The sequence below is a fragment of the Micromonospora saelicesensis genome, from assembly GCF_900091575.1.
GTDB classification, from domain to species: Bacteria; Actinomycetota; Actinomycetes; order Mycobacteriales; family Micromonosporaceae; genus Micromonospora; species Micromonospora saelicesensis.
In genome coordinates this window covers 630,655-649,150 of the sequence record NZ_FMCR01000002.1, presented here as the reverse complement: position 1 = coordinate 649,150, position 18,496 = coordinate 630,655, and the positions used below count along the sequence as shown (strand labels likewise).

The following is an 18,496-nucleotide window of genomic DNA, read 5'->3' as shown; positions in this document are numbered from 1 at the left end:
CACCTCGTCCCCCGGAGGGAGAACTGTTGGACCGCTTCGTCTTCCTCACCGTCGACGGCCTGTCCCGGGGCGCGGTGTACGCCGCGTTCGCACTGGCCCTGGTGCTCATCTGGCGGGCGGCGCGGGTCGTCAACTTCGCCCAGGGAGCGATGGCCGTCGCCGCCGCGTACGTCGCCTACACCGTCAGCACCGCTACCGGTTCCTACTGGCTGGGGTTCGTGGTCGCGATCGTCGCCGGCCTGCTGCTCGGTGCGCTGGTGGACCGCGTGGTGATGCGGCACGTCGATCACGCCTCACCGCTCAACCCGGTGATCGTCGCGCTCGGGCTGGTGCTGCTGATCCAGGCCGTGCTCGGCATGGTGTACGGCAGCGAGTTCCGCCCCGCCGAGGCACCGTTCAGCCGGTCCGCCCTCACCGTGGGCGGCGTCGCTGTGCTGTCCCCGTACGACCTGTTCGTCTTCGCCACGATCGGCGTGGTGGTCAGTGGCCTGGCCTGGATGTTCGCCCGTACCCCGGTGGGGTTGCGGATGCGCGCGGCGGCCTTCGCTCCGGAGGTCTCCCGGCTTCTCGGGGTCAACGTCGGTGGCATGCTGACCCTCGGTTGGGCGCTCGCCTCCGGGGTGGGCGCGTTGGCCGCCATGCTGGTCCTGCCGACCGAGCTGGGCCTGCACCCGCACGCGATGGACCTGGTGTTCGTCTCGGCGTTCACGGCGGCGGTGGTCGGCGGGTTGGACAGTCCACCGGGGGCGGTGGTCGGTGGTCTGGTGGTGGGGCTGTTGCTCTCCTACGTGAGCGGCTACGCCGGCAGTGACCTGACCCCGCTCGCGGTGCTGGTCCTGCTGCTGGCGGTGCTGCTGGTCCGGCCCGGTGGGCTGTTCGCCCCGGTCGCGGCGAGGCGGGTGTGAGCGCCACGAGGGCGGCCCTGCCGCCGAAAGAGCAGCTCGACGAACCGGGCGGCCGACCGGTCGACCGGCGAGGCGGCTCCACACTGCTGCGCCACCTCGCGGTGGTGCTGGCCGCCGGGTTGCTGCTGGTGGCGGTCAGCTACTCCGTCGAGCCGTTCCGCAACTTCCAGCTCGCCACGGTGGCCGCCTACCTCTGCGCGACGGCCGGGCTGACCGTCCTCACCGGGCTCAACGGTCAACTGTCGCTCGGGCACGGGGCGCTGATGGCCACCGGGGCGTACACCGTGGCGCTGTGCCAGACCGCGTTCGCCGACCGGGGGATGACCGGCGGCTGGCTGTTGCCGCTGTCGCTGGGTGCGGCGATCGTCAGCACTGTCGCGGTCGGCGCGGTGGTCGGTGTGGCCGCGGCCCGGCTGCGCGGTCCCTACCTGGCCGGGGTCACCCTCGCGGTTGCCGTGGTGGTGCCGGCGCTGGCGGTCACCTTCGACGGCGTGTTCAACGGCGAGCAGGGGCTGTCGGTGCCGGTGGAGCCGCCGCCGTTGTCGCTCGGCCCGTACTTCCCCTACGAGCGGTGGCAGCTCTGGGTCACCGGCGCGGCCACCCTGCTCGCGTTGCTGCTGTTGGCGAACCTGATCCGCAGCCGGTACGGGCGTACCTTCCGGGCGGTCCGCGACGACGAGGTGGCGGCCCGCCTCGCCGGCATCCACGTGGCCCGCACCCAGGTCCTCGCGTTCGTGGTCAGCGCCGCCACCGCCGGGCTCGGCGGCGCGCTGCTGGCGGTGCTCGCGCAGAGCGTCTCACCCGGGGCGTTCTCGCTGACCCTGTCGCTGTTCCTGCTGATGGCCGTCGTGATCGGTGGCCTGGGTCGACTGACCGGCGCGCTGTGGGGGGCCGTCCTGCTGGTCGCCCTGCCCGATCTGACCCACTCGGTGACCGAGATGCTCACGCTCTCGCCCGCAGTGGCGCAGCGGCTGGAGGGCAACCTCCCCCTGGCGATCTTCGGACTCACCCTGATCGTCGTCATGATCGCCGCCCCCGGCGGTGTGCAGGGTCTGCTGTCGCGTCTCGGCCGGGCGCTGCTGGCCAGGCGGCCGACCCGGCGTTCCTGAGCTGTCCTCGGTCCGGCCTCGGCCGGGCGCCCCACCACCACACCGTTCCCACAGACAACCGGACCGAGAAAGGTCGGTGTTTCCCATGCACCGTAAAGCGCATCGCGGCCTCGCGATCGCCAGCACCCTTGCCCTGCTCATCACCGCAGCCGGCTGTAGCGGCGACGACGGCCCCGGCTCCGGCGGGGCGTCGGTGCCGGGCGTCACCGACACCGAGATCGTCGTCGGCACCCACATGCCGCTGACCGGTCCGGCCTCGGCCGGCTACTCGAAGATCGCCCCGGCGACGAAGGCGTACTTCGACTACGTCAATGCCAACGGGGGAGTGCACGGCCGCAAGATCACCTACAAGATCATGGACGACGGCTACAACCCGGCGAACACCCAGCAGGTGGTCCGTCAGCTCGTCCTCCAGGACAAGGTCTTCGCCGTCCTCAATGGTCTGGGTACGCCGACGCACACCGGTGTGCTCGACTTCCTCAAGAGCAACCGGGTGCCCGATCTGTTCGTCGCCTCCGGCAGCCGCAGCTGGGACCAGCCGGACAAGTATCCGGGCACGTTCGGGTTCAACCCGGACTACACGGTCGAGGGCAAGATCCTCGCCAACTACGCGAAGGCGAACCTGGCCGGGCAGAAGGTCTGCTTCCTCGGTCAGGACGACGACTTCGGCCGGGACAGCCTGGCCGGCGTGGAGAAGGTGCTCGGCGCCGGTGCCGTGGCGGTCAAGCAGACGTACGTCACCAGCAACACCAACGTGGCGCCGCAGATCGGCGCGTTCAAGGCGGCCGGTTGCCAGGTCGTCGTGCTCGCCACAGTGCCCGGCTTCACCGCGCTCTCCGTCGGCACGGCGGCACGGCTCGGCTTCAAGCCGCAGTGGCTGGTCTCCAACGTTGGCGCCGACCACCCGACCCTTGCCAAGCAGCTCGGCGCCGCCGCGCCGCTGCTGGAGGGCATGGTCGGCACCAACTACCTGCCGATGCAGAACGACACAGCGAACCCGTGGATCCAGCTCTTCACGAAGGTCAACAAGGAGCACAACGGAGACGCACCCTTCGACGGCAACACCGTCTACGGCATGTCGGTCGGCTACCTCTTCGTGCAGGTGCTGCTCGCCGCCGGCAAGGACCTCACCCGGGAGAAGGTGCTGGACGCCGTGCAGAAGGGCGGCTACCAGGGCCCCGGGCTGGTGCCGCTGCGCTTTTCCGCCACTGACCACTCCGGGTACGGCGGCCAGCGGTTGAGCCGGGTGAGCGGGGGAGTGCAGACCTACTTCGGGCCGGCGTACGAGACGGACGAGGCGGACGGGGCGGTCAACGAGTACACCGCCACCCCGGCCGCGCCGCCGGCGAACGGGGTGCCGACCGTCTCCTGAGGCCCCGCAGTCCCGACGTCCGACCGGGCGTGGTCCCGCCTGACCACGCCCGGTCGGACGGCTGCGCGCATGCTGCCGGCGCGGCCTGCCGCCCGATCGTCGGAGGCGTTGACCGATACCGATCGACGCTCCTACTATCTGCACCGTGAATGCATATTCGGGCCGACTCGCGGGCCGGGTCGCCATCGTCACCGGCGCCAGTCGCGGGATCGGTCTGGCCGTCGCCCAACGACTCGTCGCCGAAGGCGCGCGGGTGGGCCTGACCGCCCGCCGCCCCGAGGGGCTGACCGAGGCGATCGCCACCCTGGGCGGTCCGGCGCACGCCCTTGCGGTGCCGGGCCGGGCCGACGATCCCGAGCATCGGGCCGCCGCGGTGAGCCAGGTCAGCGCGGCGTTCGGGCCGGTGGACCTGCTGGTCAACAACACCGGCATCAACCCGGTGCACGGCCCGCTGGTCGAGCTGGACCTGGCCGCGGCGCGCAAGATCCTCGACGTGAACGTGGTCGCCGCGCTCGGCTGGGTGCAACAGGTCTGCGCCGCCGGCATGAGCGAGCGCGGTGGCTGCGTCGTCAACGTCTCGTCGATCGCCGGGCTCGGTCCGTCGCCCGGCATCGCCTGCTACGGGGTCAGCAAGGCCGCGCTCAACCACCTCACCGCCAGCCTCGCCGTGGAGCTGGGGCCGACGGTCCGGGTCAACGCGGTCGCCCCCGGCGTGGTGAAGACCCGCTTCGCCGCCGCCCTCTACGACGGGCGGGAGGCCGAGGTCGCCGCGCGGTACCCGCTCGGGCGCCTCGGTCTGCCGTCGGACGTGGCGGGCGCGGTCGCCTTCCTGGCCTCCGACGACGCCAGTTGGATCACCGGGCAGACCATCGTCTGCGACGGCGGCGTCTCGCTGACCGGCCGGGCCGGATGACGGCGTCGGCGGAGCGTCCGGAGCGGCTGATCAACGGCTGTCTAGACTCGGCGGTGCGTCGGGGGACGCCGTGGCGGTGAGGGGGCGAGGGCGGATGGACGGGGTCGATGTGGCGGGCCGGGTCGACGGGCGCACCGCCCGCGCCGAGCGGACCCGCGCGGCCATCGTCGAGGCGCACCTCGCGCTCATCTCCGAGGGCGACCTCCGCCCGACCGGGGAACGCATCGCCGAGCGGGCCGGCATCTCGCTGCGCACCCTCTGGACCAACTTCAAGGACATGGAGACGCTCTTCGAGGCCAGCGGCGCGGAGGTGCTCCGCCAGCAGGACGCCGCCTACCGGCCGATCTCGACCGGGCTGCCGTTGGCGAAGCGGGTCGACGCGTACTGCCGGCAGCGGGCTCGGCTGCTCCAGCTCATCGCGCCGTCGGCGCGGGCCGCCCAGATGCGTGAGCCGGTCTCCGAACAGCTGCACCGCAACCGTCTCAAGCACATCGAACGGGTCCGCGACGAGGTCGAGGAGCTTTTCGCCGTCGAGCTGGCCGAGGCCGGGGCGGGGCGGGAGCAGCTGCTCAACGCCCTGGTGGCGGCGAGCACCTGGCAGGCCTGGTCGATGCTGCGCTACGGGCTCGGTCTCGGCGTGGACCAGGCCCGCGCGGTGATGGCCCGGACCGTGGGCGCCCTGCTGGCCGAGGTCGCGCCCGACTGATTCCGGCCCGGCCCGATATCGCCCCCTCTTTCCATTCGGTTTCCGATGGGTAACACTGGCAGGCATGGTTACTGCATCAAGAGTGCAACTAACCGTGCTGCGTGGCCGGGACGACGAGTGCCGGGCTGTCCGGAGCCTGCTCGACGGCATGACCAACGCCGGCGGTGCCCTGCTGTTGCGCGGAGAGCCCGGATCGGGCCGGACGGCGCTTCTCGGCTACGCCCATCGGCACGCCGAGAGTGGCTGCACAGTGCTCGCCGGCAGCGGGCTCGCCGAGGAGGCCGCCCTGCCGTACGCCGGCCTGCAACGTCTGGTCGACCCGGTGCTCGACCGGACCGCCGCGCTCCCCGGCGAGCAGCGCCAACTGCTGCGGCGCGCACTGGGCGGGGAGAGCTGCCCGGCCGACCGGCAGCTGGCCCTGTCGATGGCGGTGCTCGGTCTGCTCGCCGCCGCCGCCCGGGACCGGCCGTTGCTCGCCACCATGGACGACATCGACCGAGGCGATCCGCAGACCGCGCAGGTGCTGGCGTTCGTGGCCCGCCGACTGCGGCACCTGCCGCTCGCCGTCCTGCTCACCGCGGACGTCACCGCCAACCTCGACGGGATACCGGCCCACCGACTGCGCGCGCTGACCGAGCACGAGAGCGGCGCGGTCCTCACCGATCGACTCGATTGGCTGACCGGGCGCGAGGGCGCCGACCGGCTTCCCGACCGGCCGGCCGCGTCGGCCCTGACCGCGTTGGCCACGATCGGCGGCGGCAACCCGCAGGCCCTGATGGACCTCGCCGAGGTGCTCACCGCGGGGCAGTGGCGGGGCGAGGAGTCGTTGCCCGCCGCCCCACCGGCGGACGGGGCGCTGGGTCGCGCGTACCGCGCCCGGCTGGACCGGCTGCCCCCGGAGACCCGACGGGTGCTGTTGCTCGCCGCGCTCGACGAGGACGGCGAGCCGGGCACCCTGATCCGGGCCGCGGCGGCCGCCGGCGCCGAGGTCGAGGCGCTCGCCCCGGCGGAGGTCGCCGGCCTGGTCCGCGTCGAGCAACGCGGCGTCACCTTTCCGCAGCCGCTGGTGCGCACGATGATCGCGGCCAGCGCGCCGCTCGCGGAGCGCCGCGCCGCGCACCGACTGCTCGCCGAGGTGCTGGTCGCGGACGGGCAGCGGCTGCGCCGGGCGATGCACCTCGCCGCCGCGACCGCGGGTGCCGATCCGGCCCTCGCCGCCGAGCTGGAACAGGCGGCGGTCGGCGGAACCGACGGCTGGGCGGCCGCCTCGGTGGCCCTGCGGTGGGCCGCCGAACTGAGCGACCATCCGAGGCTGACCGCCACCCGTCTGCTGACCGCAGCCCGCTACGCCTGGGCCGGGGGGCGACCCGACGAGGCCCGGCTGCTGCTCGACCGCCTCCGCGCGGTCTGCGTCGACCCGGTCGTTCGAGGCCGCGCCGACCTGCTCCGCGGTGAGCTGGAGTTGCGCTGCGGCACCGCGTCGAGTGCGTCGGCCACGCTGCTGGCCGCAGCCGCTACGGTGGACGGCACCGACCGCGCCCTGGCGTTGACCGGGCTGGTGCGGGCCGGCGAGGCGGTCTGCTTCACCGGCGACCAGTACCGGTACGCCGAGGTCGGCCGGCGGGCGCTGGCGTTGCGGCGCCCGGACGACCCGCCGGCCCTGGAGGTCATGGGCTGTCTGATCGCCGGGGTGGCGGCGACCCTGCGGGGCGACCACGAGCGAGCCGGGCCCGCGCTGCGCCGCGCCGTGGTGCTGGGCGACCGGCTGACCGGTTGGGCGCTGACCCCCACCGCGCTCAGCTGCGCCGCGGCGGCCGGACTGCTGGTGGCCGTGGACGGCGCGGCCCACCGGCTCGCCGAACGCGCCGTCGAGCTGGCCCGGGAACGGGGTGAGCTGTCCATGCTGTCGCGGGCGTTGGAGCTGCGCGCGGTCGCCGAGTACTGGCTGGGTCGACACGAGGCGGCGGCGGAGACCTCCCGCGACGGGCTGCGCGTCGCCCGGGCAACCGGGCAGGTCAACTGCGCCAACGTCCATCTGGGCATGCTCGCCGTCCTCGCCGCGATCCGGGCCGATCGGGAGACCAGCCTGCGGCGGATCCGCGAGATCGGCGAGTCGCCGACGCCGGGCAGCCGCCCGCATGCGCTCGCCGCGTGGGCCCTGGCGGTGCTCGACCTGGTCGACGGCAGGCACGCCGAGGCGGCGGAGCGGTTGGCGTCGCTGGCTCGGCTCGGCACGCGTCGGGGTCAGGTCCTCGTGCAGGTGATGGCCACCCCGTACCTGGTGGAGGCGGCGGCGCACCTGGCGCACCGGCCGGCGGCAACGGCCGCACTCGCCGCCTTCGACAGGTGGGCCAGCAGCACCGCGAGCCCGTTGCGCCGGGCCCTGTCCGCGCGGTGTCACGCACTGCTCGCCCCTCGGGGCGGCACCGAGGCGGAACGGGACTTCCAGGCGGCGTTGCGCCTGCACCCGACCGAGGCCGGCACGTTCGAACGGGCCCGCACCGAACTGCTCTTCGGCCAGGAGTTGCGCCGCAGTCGACGCCCTCGCGACGCGCGGACGCACCTGCACCAGGCCCGCGAGATGTTCAGTCTGCTCGGAGTGGAGTGCTGGGCCGAGCAGGCCACCACCGAGCTGCGGGCGGCCGGGGAGTCGATCGGTCCGCCGGACCTGCCCGCGGCGCGGTTGTTGACCGGCCAGCAACTGCGGATCGCCGAGCTGGTCGCCGAGGGCGCCACAAACCGGGAGATCGCCGCCCGGATGTTCCTCTCCACCCGTACGGTCGACCACCACCTGCGCAACGTGTTCCACCGGCTGGGCATCCGTTCGCGGACCGAGCTGGCCCGCGCGTTCACCGCCGAGCGGCACGTCGGTCTGGCCTCCGACAGGTGAACGTCCGGTCTGGACGCGTTTAACTATCACCGCTAGTTTGAGCGTCATGGACCTCACCCTCTCCGCCGAGCAGGCGGCGGTCCGCCAGCTTGCCGCCGAGTTCGCCGACCGCGAGCTGCTGCCGCACGCGGCCGCCTGGGATCGCCGCGAATCGGTCGACCCCGCCATCGTCGGCATGCTCGGTGACCTGGGCTTCCTGGGGCTGACCATCGCCGAGACCGACGGCGGTTCCGGCGGCGACCACCTCGCGTACTGCCTGGTCCTGGAGGAGCTGGGCCGGGGTGACTCGGCGGTGCGCGGCATCGTCTCGGTCTCCCTCGGCCTGGTGGCGAAGTCGATCGCCGCGCACGGGAGCGCGGAACAGCGGGCCGAGTGGCTACCGAGGCTCTGCGCCGGCAGCGCACTCGGCTGCTTCGCGCTGACCGAGCCGGACAGCGGCTCGGACGCGGCCGCCCTGCGCACCCGTGCGGTCCGCGACGGCACCGACTGGCTGCTCACCGGCACGAAGACGTTCATCACCAACGGCACCACCGCCGACGTCGCGCTGGTCTTCGCCCGCACCGGCGGCCCCGGGCACCGAGGAATCACCGCGTTCCTGGTGCCCACCGACAGCCCGGGACTGACCCGGCGGGAGATCCACGGCAAGCTCGGCCTGCGCGGTCAGGCCACCGGCGAGCTGGGCTTCGACGAGGTGCGCGTGCCCGACACGGCCCGCCTCGGCGCCGAGGGCGCCGGATTCCGGCTGGCCCTGGCCACCCTCGCCAAGGGCCGGATGTCGGTGGCCGCCGGGTGCGTCGGCATCGCCCAGGGCTGCCTCGACGCGGCGGTCGGTTACGCCGGGCAGCGCACCCAGTTCGGCAAGCCGATCGCCGGGCACCAGCTCGTCCAACAACTGCTCGCCGCCATCGCGGTGGACGCCGCCGCCGCCCGGCTGCTGGTGTGGCAGGTGGCCGACCTGATCGACCGCGACCAGCCGTTCGCCACCGAGGCGTCAATGGCCAAGCTCTTCGCCAGCGAGGCCGCCGTCCGCGCGGCCAACAACGCGGTCCAGGTCTTCGGCGGGTACGGCTACATCGACGAGTACCCGGTCGGCAAGTATCTGCGCGATGCCCGGGTGGCCACGCTCTACGAGGGCACCAGTCAGATCCAGCAACTCCTCATCGGACGCGCGCTCACCGGCGTCAACGCCTTCTAACAGCTGTAGGGAGATCCGGCATGAGAGTCTTCACCTCCTTCGAGGAGTTGGCCGCCGCGACCGGCGAGAGCCTCGGGCCCGGTCCGTGGCAGCGCATCGAGCAGAGCCGCGTCGACCTCTTCGCCGACGCCACCGACGACCACCAGTGGATCCATCTCGACCCGGTCCGAGCCGCGGCGGGGCCGTTCGGCGGGACGATCGCCCACGGGTACCTCACCCTGTCGCTGCTGCCGGCGTTGGCGAGCGAGCTCTACCGGGTCGAGGGAGTGGCGATGGGCGTCAACTACGGGCTGAACCGGGTGCGCTTCCCCGCGCCGCTGCGGGTCGGCGCCGCCGTACGCGCCACCGCCACCATCGCCGACGTGTCGCCGGTGAGCGGCGGTGTGCAGCTGGTCGTGACGGTCACCGTGGAGAGCGACAGCGGTGGCAAGCCGGTATGCGTGGCCGAAACCGTGAGCCGGCTCTACCGCGCCGTGGAGCGGTGACCCTCCGCGGGCTGACGGGGCGGCGACGGATCCCGTCGCCGCCCCGTCACCGCACCGCCTAGCGGTCGATGCGGAGGGAGCTGGTCCTGTTCCTTGCCGACTCGATACCGGCGGCGACCGCGAGGGCCGCGAATCGATGACGCGCCGAACGTTGGGCTCCCGGGGCGAACTGCCGAAAGGGGCCACGTTCAGCTGCGATAGCAAAATCGTAATCGAATAAGAGTCCCCCTTGTCTGTCCGGGATTGCGTGACGCCCCCCGTACCCAGGACGGCCATCAGTGCTGTGGGTAACAGTGCCGGTGCCGTTTCTGGCGTGCATCACACACCCCCTCCCGGTCCTCCTCCGTGTCGTCGATCGTGTTGAGTCGTCGAACGTGGCCGCACGCCTGGTTGCGCTGTGGCTGCTACCCGACACTCGCCGATCGGCGTCACGGAACTAGATATAGTTCCCTATGGATTGTTTGCCAATCATGTCGCCAGGCTGACAAACAACTCTGTGACGGGGGACAACGTGGGAAGACCTGAGCGGCCGCTCGACCCGGAGGCAGGCGAGCTGGAGCGGTTCGCGCTCGACCTACGCCAGCTGCGGACGAAGGCGGGTTCGCCGACCTACCGTCAACTGGCCAGACGCGCGCACTTCTCGGTGACCACCCTGGCGAAGGCGGCCAGCGGAGAGACCGTGCCAAGCCTTCAGGTGACACTGGCGTACGTGGCCGCCTGCGACGGTGATGCAGCCGAATGGACCGAACGGTGGCACAGCCTGATCGCGAGCGTGACGTCCGCCGAGACGGTGGGGGTCGGCCGCGGGCCGTACTGGGGAATGGCAGCGTTTCAGCCGGAAGACTCAGAATGGTTCTTCGGACGCGAGCGCATGGTGGCTCAGCTCTGTGAAATGCTCACCCGCCTCCGGTTCGTCGCGGTTTTCGCCCCGTCCGGTGCGGGCAAGTCGTCCCTGCTACGAGCGGGTCTGATAGCGGCAGTGGTCGAGAATCCCGTCAAGGGTCAGCCGGCCTGGGCCACGGTGCTGATGACGCCCGGTGAACATCCCATCGAAGAGCTAGCGTTCCAGCTCGTCAATGAGCAGGACCCGGCCCGTGACACGATCCAGCGCCACCTGGCCGATGATCCGGCCAGCATTCGCGGAATGATCGAGCAGATCCTCAATTCGCGTCCACCGGTCGCGAACATGCTCATCGTGGTGGACCAGCTCGAGGAGCTCTTCACGCTCTGCCGGGACGAGGAGGAGCGATCGGGGTTCATTGCCGCGCTGCTCGCCGCAGCGGAGATCCCCAGGGTGCGGGTGGTGCTGGGAGTGCGGGCCGACTTCTATGGTCGGTGTGCCGCCTATCCGGCCCTGGTGGCCGCTCTCCATGAGCACCAGCTGTTGATCGGCCCGATGGACGATGAGGATCTGCGTCGGACGATCACCGGCCCCGCCGAGCGCGCCGGGTTGCTGGTGGATCCGGCGTTGGTGGAGATGGCCGTGGCAGACGTTGGCGGCCAGACGAGTGCGCTACCGCTGCTGTCCCACGCACTGTTGGAGACGGCGCGCCTGCGGCAGGGCAAGCGGATCACGCTGGCCCACTACCGCGAGTCAGGCGGCGTGAACGGCGCCATCACCCGTACCGCTGAAGGGGTGTACGCGCAGTTCGACGAGGAGCAGCGAGGGCTGGCACGGGACATCTTCCTGCGCCTGACCGCCCTCGGTGACGGCACCGAGGACACCCGACGCCGGGCACCCCTGGCCGAGTTGGTGGGCGGGGTGGACCCGTTGGCCGCGGCTGAGGTGCTGGCCAGGTTGACGTCCGCGCGGCTGGTCACCGCGGACGAGAAGGGCGTCATGGTGGCCCACGAGGCCCTGATCCAGGAGTGGCCCCGGCTGCGTCGCTGGCTGACCGAAGATCGGGAGCTGCTGCGCTCCCACCGCAGGCTGACAGAGGCTGCCGCCGAGTGGGATCGACACGACCGCGTGGACGGATTCCTGTATCGGGGGGTCCAGTTGGCGCTCTGGGGAACGCGCCGGGTGATGGACCTCAGTGACCTGGAGCGGGACTTTCTGGAGACCAGCCGTGCACGAGAGAACCGCCGCCGGGCAGCCCGACGGCGGCGGACCAGCGTGGCGTTGACCGGGCTCGCGGCAACAGTTGTCGTGGTGAGCGTCCTCGCGGCAGTGGCGCTGGTGCAGGCGAACCGGGCGGCCGCCGAACGCGACCTCGCTGTTTCCCGGCAGCTGACGGTCGAGGCCGACAACCAACTGCAGATCGATCCGAAGCAGGCGCAGCGCCTCGCCAGACGCGCCCTGACCACACGCCCGACCGTCGGTGCGGAAATGGTGCTCCGCCAGGCCGCCGTCGATGACCGCCTGCAGGCGATTGTGCCGATGAGCAGCAAGAAGGCCTTGGGCGTGGCGTTCAGTCCGGACGGGCAGCGCGTGGCGGCCACCGGTACGGACGGCGAGGTGCGGGTGTGGACCTGGGCCGGGCACGGCGTCTCCGGACCGGGCCTGGCTCTCACCGGCGGGCCCGAGGGGCAGCTCTGGAGCCCGATGTTCAGCCCGGACGGGAAGCGACTGGTCACCGCCGGCTCGGACGGCACCGTCCGAATCTGGCAGGTCGATGGAAGCGCTGGGCCCATCGTCCTACGCGGGCACGAGGGCCCGGTCTGGGGAGTGGCCTTCAGCCCCGACGGACGGTTGGTCGCCAGTGCCGGCGAGGACACCACCGTTCGGGTCTGGGATGCCCGCGGCGACGAACGACCGGTGGTGCTGCGTGGGCACACGAAGGTCGCGGTCGGCGTGGCCTTCAGCCCCGACGGGCGCCAGCTGGCCAGTAGCGGCCACGACGCGACGGTACGGCTCTGGGATCTGGCCTCGCGATCCACCAGAACGATCCTCACCGGGCCACGCGAGGCCACCAGGACGTTGGTGTTCAGCCGGGACGGCACCCGCCTGGCCTGCTCCAGCGCCGACGGTACGGCCTGGGTGTGGCCGCTGACCGGGTCGGCGGCCCCGGTGGTGCTGCGTGGGCACGAGGGCACTGTGGAAGGGCTCGCCCTGAGCCCGGACGAGCAGTGGTTCGCGACCACCAGTGACGATCTGACCGTACGGATCTGGAACGCCAACGGCGCCGGTGACCCGTTGGTGCTGCGCGGCCACACCAACCGGGTCTGGGCGTTGGCGTTCAGCCCGGACGGGTCCCGGCTGGTGAGCGCGGCCGATGATGGCACGCTACGGATCTGGGACCCGGGCAGCGATCGTCTGGTCCTGCGGGGCCACAAGAAAGCCACCTGGTCCGCCGCGTTCACCCCGGACGGGCAGCGGGTGGTCAGTGGCGGCGAGGACGGCACGGTACAGGTCTGGAACCTGGCCACACCGGCGGAGCCCCGGGTGCTCGGCCGCCACGACGGAGACGTCTACGGTCTCACTGTAAGTCCGGACGGGGCGAGCGTGGCCACCGGCGGCCGCGACGGCAGCGTACGAGTCTGGGACCTCGCCGGCAGACACGATCCTGTGGTGCTTCGCGGGCACGGGAAGCAGGCGTGGATCGCCGACTTCAGCCCTGACGGCCGCCGCCTGGCCAGCGTCAGCAACGACGGGAGCCTGCGAATCTGGGACCTCACCGGCCAGAGCGCCCCGGTAGTCCATCGAGCCGCCGAAGAGATCCGGTACGCCGCCTTCAGTCCGGACGGCAGGAAGGTCGCCACGGCTGGCGCGGAGGGCACTTTACGGATCTGGGACGCCCTCGGCACCGCCGAACCACTACTACTTGCCGGTCACGAGGGATTGGTATGGGCCGTGGCCTTCAGCCCGGACGGACAATGGGTCGCCAGTGCCGGCTTCGACGGCACCGTGCAGATCCACTCGGTCACGAGCGGCGTCGCGCCAATGGTGTTGCGAGGACACGAGGGGCCCGTCTGGCACGTGTCGTTCAGCCCGGACGGGCAATGGGTGCTCAGTTCTGGAAAGGACGGCACCGCTCGGCTGTGGCGCGCTTCGGAGGCCGCGCGGTCGGTGACCTTCGGGGGATTCGGCGCCTCCGTGGAGACCGTCGACTTCAGCCCGGACGGCGAGCGGCTCGTCTCGACGCATGACGACGGCACCGTACGGGTCTGGCCCTGCCGGGCGTGTGCTCCGGTCCAGAACCTGCTGGAGCCGTGACCGGGAAGGGGGCGGGCCGTTCAGGCCCGCGCCGGCTGGAGCACCGAGCCCAGCCAGCGCAGCTGACGCCGGACGTGCACGGCCTCGCCGCCCTCATGACCGTTGAACGGGTAGACGTGCATCTCCCGCTCGGGCGGTACCGGCCTCCCGTTCGCTGCTCCGTAGTGGTTGTGGGCGGCGAAGGCGGTTCGCGGTGGGCAGACGGTGTCGCGTTGGCCGACTCCGAAATGTGCCGGCGCCGTCGCCCGACGCGCGAAGCTCACACCGTCGACATAGGACAAGGTGCGCCACACCGCCTCCTCGGCCTCCCGGTGCACCGCCAGGTACCGGGCGATCTCGCCGTACGGCGCGAGGTCGGTGAGCGCGACGGCCCGGCGCATGTCGCACAGGAACGGGGCGGTGGTCAGCACCGCGCTGAGATCCTCGACGAGACCCGCCACCGCCAGGGCGATGCCGCCGCCCTGGCTGTTGCCGACCACGCTGACCCGGTCACCCTCGACCCCCGGCAACGCGCGGACCGCCTCGACCGCCCGCACCGCGTCGGTGATCAGGCGGCGATAGTGGTAGTCGCGCGGATCGAGGATCCCCCAGGTGACCGGCCAGGGCCCGCCGGGCGCGCCGTGCGGGTCGGGGGTGTCCCCGGCGCCGTGCTGCCCCGCCTGGCCCCGGTTGTCCATCAGCAGGTGCGCGTACCCGGCCACCGCCCAGGTCGGCCGTTCGTGGGGCAGGCCGCGCCCGCGACCGTAGCCGGCGTACTCGACCACGGCCGGCAGCGGCTCGCGAACCCCGGCCGGGCGGGTGTACCAGGCGCGGACCGGGTCACCACCGAAGCCGGCGAACGTGACGTCCCAGGAGTCGAGCAGCCGCAGGTCGGTGGGTTCGGGGCGGACGTCGACGAGCACCGGCACGGCGGACGCCTCGGCGAGCGTGTCCCGCCAGAACTCGTCGAAGTCGTCCGGTTCGGCGACCTCGGGCGCGTACCGCTGAAGGTCGTCGAAGGTGGAGGCGGAGTGGGGCACGGGTCCTCGCAGGGGCCGGGGTCAGTGCGGGTGGGCGGGGGGCGCGGTGCTCTCCCGGACGACAAGCTCGGTCACCAGGTCGATCCGGCTGGTCGCCGGCTCGTTCCCCCTGGTCAGGTCGAGCAACATCTGGGTGGCGATGCCGGCCATGTCGCGCAACGGCTGGTTGATCGTGGTGAGGGCCGGGTCGGTCCAGGCCGAGACCGGCAGGTTGTCGTACCCGATCACCGAAAGGTCCTCGGGCACTCGCAGGCCGCACTGACGGGCGGCCCGGAGCACCCCCATGGCCTGGATGTCCGATCCGGCGAAGATCGCCGTGGGTCGGTCCGACCGCTGGAGCAGTTGCAGCCCGTGGGCGTGCCCCGCTCCGGCGGAGAAACTGCCGTAGCGGATCAGCTCGCGGTCGACCACTATCCCGGCTTCGTCGTGGGCCGACTGGAAGCCGGCGGCCCGGGCTCTGCTGCACAGCACGTCGGGTGGCCCGGAGATGATGGCTATCCGTCGGTGCCCCAACTCCAGCAGGTGCCGGGCGGCGAGCAGACCGCCGTTCCAGTTGTTCGACCCGACGGTCGGCACGGAGGCCGAGGTGGCACTGTCGGTGTCGACGACGACGAACGGAATGCCCTGCCGGCGCAGGTGCTGCTGTTGGGCGTCGGCCAGGTGGGAGAGGACGAACACCACGCCCAGGGGGCGGTCGGCGAGTAACGCCTCCAGCCATCGTGCCGGCGGGCGGTGCGCGCCGTCGAGCTGTGCGATCGACAGCCCGATGCCGGCGGCGGAGGTCACCGCCTCGACGCCCCGCAGGATCTCCATCGCCCAACCCGTGTCGAACTCGTGGAACACGAGGTCCACCCGGCCGCCGCTGGTCGCCTGTCGCCGGGCGCGGCGCTGGTACTGGTGGCGGTCGAGGCTCGCCTCCACCCGGGCTCTGGTGCCGGGGGCGACATCGCCGCGTCCGTTGAGGACCTTGGACACGGTCGCGACCGAGACGCCGACATCGTTGGCGATGGTCGCGATGGTGGTGGAGGCGGGTGGGTCGAGCGGGCGGTGCTCTGTCATCGCGGCCTCATACAACATCCGAAAGTTTCGGGCGACCTTAACACGATGAGACATTCACGCCAGTGGGTGCCGCACTCCGGCTGGGCATTCGCGGGACATTGGGCGGCTTCCCGGCGACCGAGCGCCGATCGTGGGGTCACCGTGTGCAGGAATGACCTCCTGGTAGTCCGATTGAGACTCTTGACAGGCATCGATGGGACACTTAGGTTGCCGAAAAGGTTACGCAGGTTTCCGGAAAGTTTCGGATCGTGAGAAACGTCCGCCACGGAGCTGGTTCACGAGGGCACGGGGATGTGGCCGGAGCTAAGGGGTCATGGCATGAGAAGTCAGTCGCTCGAGGACGGCGGCGCCGCGCCGTGGCGTGATCAGCGGCTGTCGCCCACCGAGCGAGCCGATGCGCTCCTGCCGAAGATGTCCCTCGAAGAGAAGATCGCCCAGCTCGTCGGTGTCTGGGTCGGCGCTGACGCCAGCGGCGAAGGCGTCGCACCGCACCAGTCGGACATGATCAGCGAGTTGCCGGCGTGGGGCACTGTCATCCAGTACGGGTTGGGCCAGCTGACCCGCCCGTTCGGCACCGCCCCGGTCGACCCGGTGTTCGGCGCCCGGTCCCTGGCGGCCTCGCAGGCGCAGATCGTGGCCGCCAGTCGGTTCGGCATTCCGGCGCAGGTGCACGAGGAGTGCCTCACCGGGTTCGCGGCGTGGCGGGCCACCGTCTACCCGACTCCGCTCAGCTGGGGCGCGTCCTTCGACCCCGAACTGGTCGAGGCGATGGCCGACCGGATCGGGCGGTCGATGCGCGCCGCCGGTGTGCACCAGGGCCTCGCCCCGGTGCTGGACGTCACCCGGGACTACCGCTGGGGCCGTACCGAGGAGACGATCGGCGAGGACCCCTACCTGGTCGGCACGACAGGTGCCGCCTACGTGCGGGGCCTGGAGCGGGCCGGCGTGGTGGCCACGCTGAAGCACTTCGCCGGCTACTCCGCCTCCCGAGGCGGACGCAACCTCGCTCCGGTGCCGATGGGTCGCCGCGAGCTGGCCGACGTCATCCTTCCGCCGTTCGAGATGGCGCTGCGCCTCGGCGGCGCCCGCTCGGTGATGAACTCCTACGCCGAGATCGACGGCCTGCCCGTGGCGGCCGACCGTGGGCTGCTGACCGGGTTGTTGCGTGACGAGTGGGGCTTCACCGGCACCGTGGTGGCCGACTACTTCGCCGTACGGTTCCTACAGACCCTGCACGGAGTCGCCGAGGATGGCGCCGACGCGGCCCGGCTCGCCCTGCGGGCCGGGATCGACGTCGAGCTGCCCACAGTGGACGCCTTCGGCGCACCGCTGGTGGAGGCGGCTCGCCGTGGTGAGGTCGACGAGGCGCTGATCGACTGCGCGTTGCGTCGGGTGCTGATCCAGAAGATCGAGCTCGGTCTGCTCGACGAGGGCTGGCAGGAGCTGCCCGACGACGTGGCGTCCCTGCGCTTCGACGACGAGGTCAGCCAGGACATCGCCCTTCGCCTGGCCCGGGAGTCAGTCGTCCTGCTGCGCAACACCGGCGTCCTCCCGCTGCCCCTGGGCGGCCGGGTCGCCCTGGTCGGCCCGGTCGCCGACGACCCGATGGCCATGCTCGGCTGCTATTCGTTCCCCAACCACGTGGGCGTCCACCACAGCGACTTCGGGCTCGGCCTGGCCATCCCCACACTGCGCGACGAGTTGGCCCGACGCGTCCCGCTGCTCACCTACGAGCCGGGCTGCACCATCACCGGCGAGGACACCTCGGGTATCGCGGCCGCGGTCGGCGCAGCAGCCGCCGCCGACCTGTGCGTGCTGGCCGTCGGCGATCGGGCGGGAATGTTCGGCCGGGGCACCTCCGGCGAGGGCTGCGACGCCGTCGACCTGCGACTACCCGGCGTACAGAGCGACCTCGTCCGGGCTGTCCTCGCCACCGGCACGCCGGTCGTCCTGGTGTTGATGGCCGGCCGCCCGTACGCGCTCGGCCCGGAGTTCGACGACGCGGCGGCCGTGGTGCAGGCGTTCTTCCTCGGCCAGCTCGGTGGGCAGGCACTCGCCGAGGTGCTCACCGGCGCGGTCGACCCCTCCGGACGGTTGCCGGTCAGCGTTCCCCGCGACGCCGGCGGGCTGCCGAGCACCTACCTGGCGCCACCGCTCGGCCGGCGCAACAAGGTCTCCTCGATCGACCCGACCCCGGCGTACCCGTTCGGCCACGGGCTGAGCTACACCACCTTCGAGTGGTCCGACGCGACGGTGATCGAACCGCGCGAAGATCCGACCGCCTGGCCGGTCGACGGCGAGGTACGGGTGCGGATCACCGTCGCCAACACCGGTGAGCGGGCCGGCACCGAGGTCGTGCAGCTCTACCTGCACGACCCGGTCGCGCAGACCACCCGTCCGGTGGTCCGGCTGATCGGCTACACCCGGCTGCCGCTGGGGCCCGGCGAGGTGGCGCACGTGACCTTCGGCGTACCGGCCGACGTGGCGTCGTTCACCGGGCTGACCGGCCAACGGATCGTCGAGCCCGGCGACGTCGAGCTGCGGTTCGGCCGATCGAGCGGCGACGTGGCGGCGGCCCTGCCGCTGCGACTGGTCGGCACCGAGCGCCAGGTCGGTTTCGACCGGGAACTGCTCACCTCGGTGCGGGTCGAGCCCCTCGTGGCCGTTCCACAGTCGGCATAGGAGGC

The 18,496-nt window shown here is 71.9% G+C and carries 12 protein-coding genes; 10 read left to right on the top strand and 2 right to left on the bottom strand.

All coding sequences use genetic code 11. From position 1 onward, the window contains the following. The first annotated feature begins 26 nt into the window (after positions 1 to 26). The 9 genes from GA0070561_RS10885 to GA0070561_RS10845 all read left to right on the top strand — a co-directional run bounded on the left by GA0070561_RS10885 (position 27) and on the right by GA0070561_RS10845 (position 13,731). Entirely contained in the window at positions 27 to 905 is an 879-nt protein-coding gene (locus GA0070561_RS10885) for a branched-chain amino acid ABC transporter permease (RefSeq protein WP_091399163.1), read from the top strand. After that, entirely contained in the window at positions 902 to 2,014 is a 1,113-nt protein-coding gene (locus GA0070561_RS10880) for a branched-chain amino acid ABC transporter permease (RefSeq protein ID WP_141710353.1), read from the top strand. The genes GA0070561_RS10885 and GA0070561_RS10880 overlap by 4 nt, the downstream gene beginning before the upstream one ends. Positions 2,015 to 2,099: 85 nt before the next feature. Then, the gene (locus tag GA0070561_RS10875) at positions 2,100 to 3,386 is read left to right on the top strand and encodes an ABC transporter substrate-binding protein (RefSeq protein WP_091399160.1); all 1,287 of its coding nucleotides are present in this window, start codon (positions 2,100 to 2,102) and stop codon (positions 3,384 to 3,386) included. Between the two features lie 145 nt (positions 3,387 to 3,531). After that, positions 3,532 to 4,299 (top strand): SDR family oxidoreductase, encoded by a 768-nt coding sequence (locus GA0070561_RS10870; protein ID WP_091399157.1) that lies wholly within the window; start codon positions 3,532 to 3,534, stop codon positions 4,297 to 4,299. Positions 4,300 to 4,393: 94 nt separating this feature from the next. Continuing rightward, positions 4,394 to 5,005, top strand: coding sequence for a TetR/AcrR family transcriptional regulator (locus tag GA0070561_RS10865; protein ID WP_091399154.1), 612 nt, complete (start codon positions 4,394 to 4,396; stop codon positions 5,003 to 5,005). An 82-nt stretch (positions 5,006 to 5,087) separates the two neighbouring features. After that, positions 5,088 to 7,895, top strand: coding sequence for a helix-turn-helix transcriptional regulator (locus GA0070561_RS10860; protein WP_244166151.1), 2,808 nt, complete (start codon positions 5,088 to 5,090; stop codon positions 7,893 to 7,895). Positions 7,896 to 7,941: 46 nt separating this feature from the next. Beyond that, on the top strand, positions 7,942 to 9,090 hold the full coding sequence (locus GA0070561_RS10855) for an acyl-CoA dehydrogenase family protein (RefSeq protein ID WP_091399148.1): 1,149 nt from the start codon (positions 7,942 to 7,944) through the stop codon (positions 9,088 to 9,090). Between the two features lie 20 nt (positions 9,091 to 9,110). Beyond that, on the top strand, positions 9,111 to 9,575 hold the full coding sequence (locus GA0070561_RS10850) for a MaoC family dehydratase (RefSeq protein ID WP_091399143.1): 465 nt from the start codon (positions 9,111 to 9,113) through the stop codon (positions 9,573 to 9,575). A gap of 496 nt (positions 9,576 to 10,071) precedes the next feature. Next, a complete protein-coding gene (locus tag GA0070561_RS10845; RefSeq protein ID WP_091399140.1) occupies positions 10,072 to 13,731 on the top strand; it encodes an nSTAND1 domain-containing NTPase in 3,660 nt (1,219 codons plus the stop codon). A gap of 20 nt (positions 13,732 to 13,751) precedes the next feature. Here GA0070561_RS10845 and GA0070561_RS10840 read toward each other — a convergent pair whose 3' ends face one another. After that, the gene (locus tag GA0070561_RS10840; protein WP_091399137.1) at positions 13,752 to 14,750 is read right to left on the bottom strand and encodes an acetylxylan esterase; all 999 of its coding nucleotides are present in this window, start codon (positions 14,748 to 14,750) and stop codon (positions 13,752 to 13,754) included. A 21-nt stretch (positions 14,751 to 14,771) separates the two neighbouring features. Further along, positions 14,772 to 15,809 carry a LacI family DNA-binding transcriptional regulator gene (locus GA0070561_RS10835; protein ID WP_091400159.1) on the bottom strand — a complete coding sequence of 346 codons (1,038 nt, stop codon included), beginning with the start codon at positions 15,807 to 15,809 and terminating at the stop codon, positions 14,772 to 14,774. A gap of 318 nt (positions 15,810 to 16,127) precedes the next feature. On the opposite strand from GA0070561_RS10835, the gene GA0070561_RS10830 reads away from it, so the two are divergent. Further along, positions 16,128 to 18,491 carry a beta-xylosidase/alpha-l-arabinosidase gene (locus tag GA0070561_RS10830; protein ID WP_091399134.1) on the top strand — a complete coding sequence of 788 codons (2,364 nt, stop codon included), beginning with the start codon at positions 16,128 to 16,130 and terminating at the stop codon, positions 18,489 to 18,491. Positions 18,492 to 18,496: the final 5 nt, after the last annotated feature.

Excerpts from the sequence above, each read along its gene's own strand:
- GA0070561_RS10875 (WP_091399160.1), top strand. The coding sequence starts at position 2,100 with ATGCACCGTAAAGCGCATCGCGGCCTCGCGATCGCCAGCACCCTTGCC.
- GA0070561_RS10865 (WP_091399154.1), top strand. The coding sequence starts at position 4,394 with ATGGACGGGGTCGATGTGGCGGGCCGGGTCGACGGGCGCACCGCCCGC.
- GA0070561_RS10855 (WP_091399148.1), top strand. The coding sequence starts at position 7,942 with ATGGACCTCACCCTCTCCGCCGAGCAGGCGGCGGTCCGCCAGCTTGCC.
- GA0070561_RS10850 (WP_091399143.1), top strand. The coding sequence starts at position 9,111 with ATGAGAGTCTTCACCTCCTTCGAGGAGTTGGCCGCCGCGACCGGCGAG.
- GA0070561_RS10835 (WP_091400159.1), bottom strand. The coding sequence starts at position 15,809 with ATGACAGAGCACCGCCCGCTCGACCCACCCGCCTCCACCACCATCGCG.
- GA0070561_RS10830 (WP_091399134.1), top strand. The coding sequence starts at position 16,128 with ATGAGAAGTCAGTCGCTCGAGGACGGCGGCGCCGCGCCGTGGCGTGAT.